Here is a 5,393-nt window from a genome sequence, read left to right as displayed (position 1 = left end):
CCTGCTCATCGCCGCGCTTCAATGCCAGCCGAAACCACGCGCCGCCTGACGCGCTTCATTGTTCACGGGCGACTAAAGAGCACCCTCCTGCCGTCAATCTGCGCGAAAATCATCGAGTGGAATTCGGTTTGACCCGGGGCGTAGTGAATTCGGAAGTCAAACCCCCTCCAGTGAAACGTCTCCCCATCGCGCAGGGCCCTGTCCACTTCGATAGGTTTATGAAAGCAGCATGGCGTGCTGGCCCAGGCAGATGGATTCGCGATGACTTCGGCGACACAGTCGAGAGCCCAGCATTGCGTGTCGAATTTTCGCTGAAGAAACGGAATCCCGCAGATATGGTCGTCGTGAACGTGAGTGGGAACAACCAGTTCGATCTGCTGCACGCCGTAATCGTCCCGGAGTTGGTCAATATGATGTTCGATAAACCGGAGGGCTTGCATGGCGCCGTGATCATTGCCGAAATGCAGGTGTGCTGGTGATGACAATCCGTAATCAATCAACATCGCATGCCCGCTTCCGCTAAGCACGATGTAAAAGTTCGAGCAGGTGTATGGGCCTGCCCAAAGCAGGTGATCCGAAATGCGCTCCAGCTTGCTTTCGCGCAACGTGTTCCAATCCTCGAACCCGTATTCCATCCGGATGTGAAAAGCCGGCCGATATTCGCAAGCTGTTCGAGCTTTCGTTCGAGCCTTTCGATATCCGCTCTGACATCGCTGATTGCCCCTCCATGAGAAGGGTAGGCGATCGAAACATTCTCCTTCTTTAAGGCAAGGATGGATTGCATCGTGAATTCGACGCCGGCCAGATCGCCGTAGGCATACTCCATTGCATGCAGCTGATTGAGATTCCCACCCGGGGTCATCAAATCTCCCGTAAAGGCGACCTTCTGACCATTTACGCGCGTGACCAGGCTGACCATACCGTAAGTGTGGCCTTTGGCTGGAAGGACGAATATTTCATACTCTGTCCAAACGAAATTACTATACTCTTCCAGGGCTGCGTCTGCCGCAATGTTGTCGCCCAATGAGAAGAACGTATTCATGTTGTTGTAGTTGTCGTAGATTACTCTGGCTTGCCAGTAAGCTTCGACGTTATCGAACAGGTGCTTCTCAAATTTCGGAACAGCTAACTTTGCACCTGTATTCTGAACGCCTTTTGTTCCCCAACATTGATCTCTGTGGTGATGTGTGTGTAAAACCCAGTTAACTCGGTCGACCCCAATCTCAGCAAGGTGCCGCATGACAGTATCGGAACCTGTGTCGATTAGCAGGGCGTCCCTATCCCTCTCAAGGACATACACGCTACACGCGTCCCGAAATTCCCAGACTTCTGGAGTGTTTCAAAGTCATGTGATTTCGTTCCGTCAGCAATCCAATGTCCGACGACGGGCATAGGTAGTGAAATGGAACCTCGCCCCGGCTGCCCGGAAGGGTTGAAGAGTCACAGAGCGCGAGCCCATCTTCGACAGCGCACCCGGCGCCGGACTCGAAAATGCTAAAATCTCCGCCTCTAGCCAAACTGCCGGGAAAGTTACTGGACCAAACGCTGGGTGGCCTAGGGATTAGGTCTTGAACCACGTGATCATCGCTACCCTACCTTCCACGGGTAATTGTGCCAGCTGAACTAGGACTTCGAGCGGCTTTGCCCTGCTGGCAAGCCGCTCAATTGTGAAGAGCAATATCAGCCAGTTTGATCGAGCCAAACCTTTGCGAGGTCGACATCAAATGTCGGGTGCATCTCGTAGCCCTTTACCTGCTTGGTCGAATGATGAAACACGGACAGCCAATAGGGCTGGATGAGAACGCCGGAATCCTGCAGAAGCGTTTCGATGTCCTTCATGAGTTGTTTGCGCTTCTCGGGATCCGGGACGGTTAGCGCCTGGTCCAGGAGCTTGTCAAATTCCGGGTTTGACCAGGAGGACTCGTTCCATTCAGCACCACTTCGATAGGCGAGCGCCAAGACCTGAACGCCAAGCGGCCGCATATTCCAGTTCGTGGCTGAAAGGGGGTATTTCATCCAATCGTTATAAAAAGTGCTACTTGGAAGAACTGTCCGCTTCACCTTGAAGCCGGCCTCGCGGAGCTGCTGCGCAATTGCGTCGGCCGAGTCTTTCAGCCAATCGACATCCGGGCCGAAAATTTCGTGCTCGAATTCCATCTGGCCGGCCTCGGTCATGAGTTGCTTTGCAGCCTGGACATCTCGCTTCTTTTCCGGGAGCGGATAATACTCCGGGTGTATTGGCGCTACATGATAGTTGGCGGCAACAGTACCACGGCCATTGTAGCCAATTTGCAGGATAGTGCCATTCTCGACAGCAAGTTGTAGGGCATTGCGAACTCGCTGGTCATCGTATGGCTTAGTTGTAACCTTCGTCCGGCACACGATCGTTGTCGCCGTCTTTGCCTCAGATTTGACGAGACCGAGAGCGTCGCACGCGTCAATGTTATTCGCGAACGTCTGGTAATTTGTGTCGATCTCATTTGACTCGAAGGCGCTCTGAAGAAGAGAAGTGTCGGTGCCGTAATCAATGAACTGAACTTCATTCAAGTACGGTTCACCACCCCACCATGCCCCGTTTGTACGTCGCTTCAGGACGGCCTTTTGGCCCACGTCCCATGAAACCAGTTCAAACGGCCCCGTACCAACTGGATGGGTAACCAAATTTGAGCCGTTCTTTTCAAAATCACGGTGGACCACCAAGGCGGGGTAATCGGCAAAGCCGGCGATGATTGTGACGTCAGGCTTGGACAGCGTCAGTTTAATCGTATGCTCGTCGGTCTTTGTGATGGCGCCTTCTTTCGCCTTGCCTGTCTTTTCATCGATCAACGTCGCCAGGCGCGCGGCCATGGAGTTCCCGGGCACATCCTTTTCGCACCACCGCCGCAAGTTAAACATCACGTCATCTGCGGTAAAAACGTCACCGTTGTTCCATTTGACATCCTTGCGGACGTGTAGAACATATCCTGTCGCATCGTCGTTCGCCTCCCAGCTCTCCAACAACCAGGGTTCGAATGTGTATTTTCTGGTGTACTTGACCAGTGGGTCTAGGAATTGGCGGGAAATGTTGCCGATTTCCGGATAATCACTTACTCGAGGATCTTTGGCACCATCGACGCGCATGGCAATTCGTAATGTTCCGCCCTTCTTTCCCGTTTCTTCGGCACGGGCGGCCGGAACGACGCCAATCATAGAGTACGCCACAGCTGTCGAAGCGCCGAAGATTGAGGCAAGCGCCAGGAATTCGCGCCGGTCCATTCCACCTGACTTTGTCTCTTTGGCTAGCCTGTCGAATATTTGGGGCATAGGCTTGCCCAGCCTGTTAAAAAATCCCATTTGAACCTCCAAGTTTATGGTTGATTCTATGGAGCTAGCCTACCGACCCCAATTCAACCGCCTACGCCACAGCCTCTGATTCGTCGCCGATGGGCTCCATAGGTCAGATGCCTTGTCCCGAGCCGGGGGCAATATTGCCAGCGGTGGCACACGAGGGCATGCTGAGATATCCATCCGCTTGCCAACTACACGACGCCTGTCCGTTGATCGTTGATGCAAACTTACGTGACGATTAGAGATCGCTGAACTATGAAAAAATTGTTCGACGATATAAATGCACCCTATGTCCCCGCACGGTCAGGATTGTGGGGGCCGTTGCGTTCACAGTCCAAGAGCATCGGACATAGAGCAAATGGCGGACGTGGCGCGGCCGGCAATCCTGAGCTACAGCGCCGAGCTCTTATCAGGCCTCAGCTCTTCGCATGCGCGGTGGCCGGCGCCATCCAAATACTCTTCATATCCGCCGCGATTGATGGTGCTAGACCTCAGCGCCGGCCTGTCTGAAGCGGACCGCGGTTACAATGCGGACACCCATTGCAGTTACAGCTTTGGGATAGAGCTTGCTCGGGCTCGCCCGCCTTTTCAGGATATCGATCACGGGTGACGATCGCTCAGCTGCCAGCTCGGCGACAGCCTTGCCAAAAGCGGCTCCCCTCGCGACACCCGTTCCGTTACAGAATGCTGCCCCGTAGACGTTGCGTTCCAGTTCGCCGAAGACCATTCCGCCGTTTTGCGCAAGCGTAAGAAGACCGCCCCAACTGGCCTCGAACCCGAACGATGAAAGCCCTGGCCAGCGTCGGTCGAAGGCGATTTGTTGTTGCACCCTGGCCCTTTCTACATCAAGCTTCGTCGTCTTGAAATCGGTGGCGTAGGAATAGACGTTGCGAAGGAACAGCCGGTTGTCCATCGTTCGCCGGACAGTCGTGCCGAAGCTGTTGGCCGGAATGAGCCCGTAGGCTGGCCTGTCGCCCACCTGGGCAAGCTCGTTTTCGGTGAGCTGCCTCGTCATGCTCGCAAACGTGTAAAGTGGGATCGCCCGGTCCTTGAAGAAGCCGAATTTGGTAAGGTAGCCCGACGCACAGATGATGACCTTCGAAGCCCTGATCGTTCCCGTGGGCGTTTCGAAAACATGCTTAGGCAGGCCGAATTGCACCGCCACGATAGGGGTATCCTCGTTAACGGTGACGTTCGCCGGTAGGCTCCTGGTGGCGTTTTTGAGATATTTCGCGGGCTGGAGGAGAATGGTGCCGGGGTGGTGCAGGGCCTTAAGATAATGGCTGCTGCCGGTGATAGCTCGGATTTCGTCGGTCTCGACCCAGCTATAGCTCTGCGCGAGCGTGTCCAGCGCCTTAGAGAATCGCCTTAAATCTTCGACCCCGTGTGCGGTCGCCGCGCTGTGGTACTTTCCCTGCGGATCCCAGTCGCAATCTACGCCGTGTTCCTCCACGGCGCTCCGGATATAGGAGATCCCGTCCAGATTGACGAAGAGCTCTTCCTTGTTACCCTTGATGTCCTCCACGAAATCCTGCTTTCGTGGGTTGTGGGCAAGGTCGATGACGAAACCCATGCAGCGTCCGGATGCGTTGTTTCCGATACGGCCCGCATCCACTAGGACCACTGACGAATCTGGATTGAGTTCGGCGTATCGACGAGCCGCGTGCAACCCCATCCAGCCGCCGCCGATGACCAGGCAGTCACAGTCAACGTCGCCTTTTTGCAGTAACAGAGGCAACTCCGGGCCAGATGCGGTGTACCAGCCACAGACAGTCGGTTCGGGATGAGGTGGCTCAACGACGATCCGCTTTTGGGGGACAGCTCCGTTGAATGAATTCACTGAAAACTCGCTGGATGTGTGTACAATGTGGCGTCGCCCTTGGAGCTAGATTCGTTAGACTACCAATCCTGGGGCTCGTAGACGGAAAAGATTGCATTTGATATAGACCTGCTTCATGTCCAAGCTTCGCAGTTTTGTGCGCCCTCGAACCATTCCCTGTTTGTTTTCGAAGCGGCTGCCCGTACCTTGAGTTTCAAGAGGGCGGCGAGCGAGCTCAATGTCACGC

4 protein-coding genes are annotated in these 5,393 nt (G+C 54.8%); all 4 read right to left on the bottom strand.

The features are described 5' to 3' along the window. Positions 1 to 62: 62 nt before the first annotated feature. The 4 genes from ACWGS9_RS33895 to ACWGS9_RS33880 all read right to left on the bottom strand — a co-directional run bounded on the left by ACWGS9_RS33895 (position 63) and on the right by ACWGS9_RS33880 (position 5,167). Positions 63 to 503: an MBL fold metallo-hydrolase gene (locus ACWGS9_RS33895; RefSeq protein WP_454509298.1), complete on the bottom strand. Its 441-nt coding sequence runs from the start codon at positions 501 to 503 to the stop codon at positions 63 to 65. After that, positions 497 to 1,300, bottom strand: a complete 804-nt coding sequence (locus ACWGS9_RS33890) for an MBL fold metallo-hydrolase (protein WP_454509297.1) — start codon at positions 1,298 to 1,300, stop codon at positions 497 to 499. Before ACWGS9_RS33890 ends, ACWGS9_RS33895 begins: the two co-directional genes overlap by 7 nt. A gap of 380 nt (positions 1,301 to 1,680) precedes the next feature. After that, positions 1,681 to 3,333, bottom strand: coding sequence for an ABC transporter substrate-binding protein (locus ACWGS9_RS33885; RefSeq protein ID WP_454509296.1), 1,653 nt, complete (start codon positions 3,331 to 3,333; stop codon positions 1,681 to 1,683). A 478-nt stretch (positions 3,334 to 3,811) separates the two neighbouring features. Beyond that, complete coding sequence (locus ACWGS9_RS33880; RefSeq protein WP_454509295.1) at positions 3,812 to 5,167, bottom strand: NAD(P)/FAD-dependent oxidoreductase; 1,356 nt, start codon at positions 5,165 to 5,167, stop codon at positions 3,812 to 3,814. Positions 5,168 to 5,393: the final 226 nt, after the last annotated feature.

Source organism: Mesorhizobium sp. Arg314, from assembly GCF_053714275.1.
This window is presented reverse-complemented; position numbering and strand designations above follow the sequence as displayed.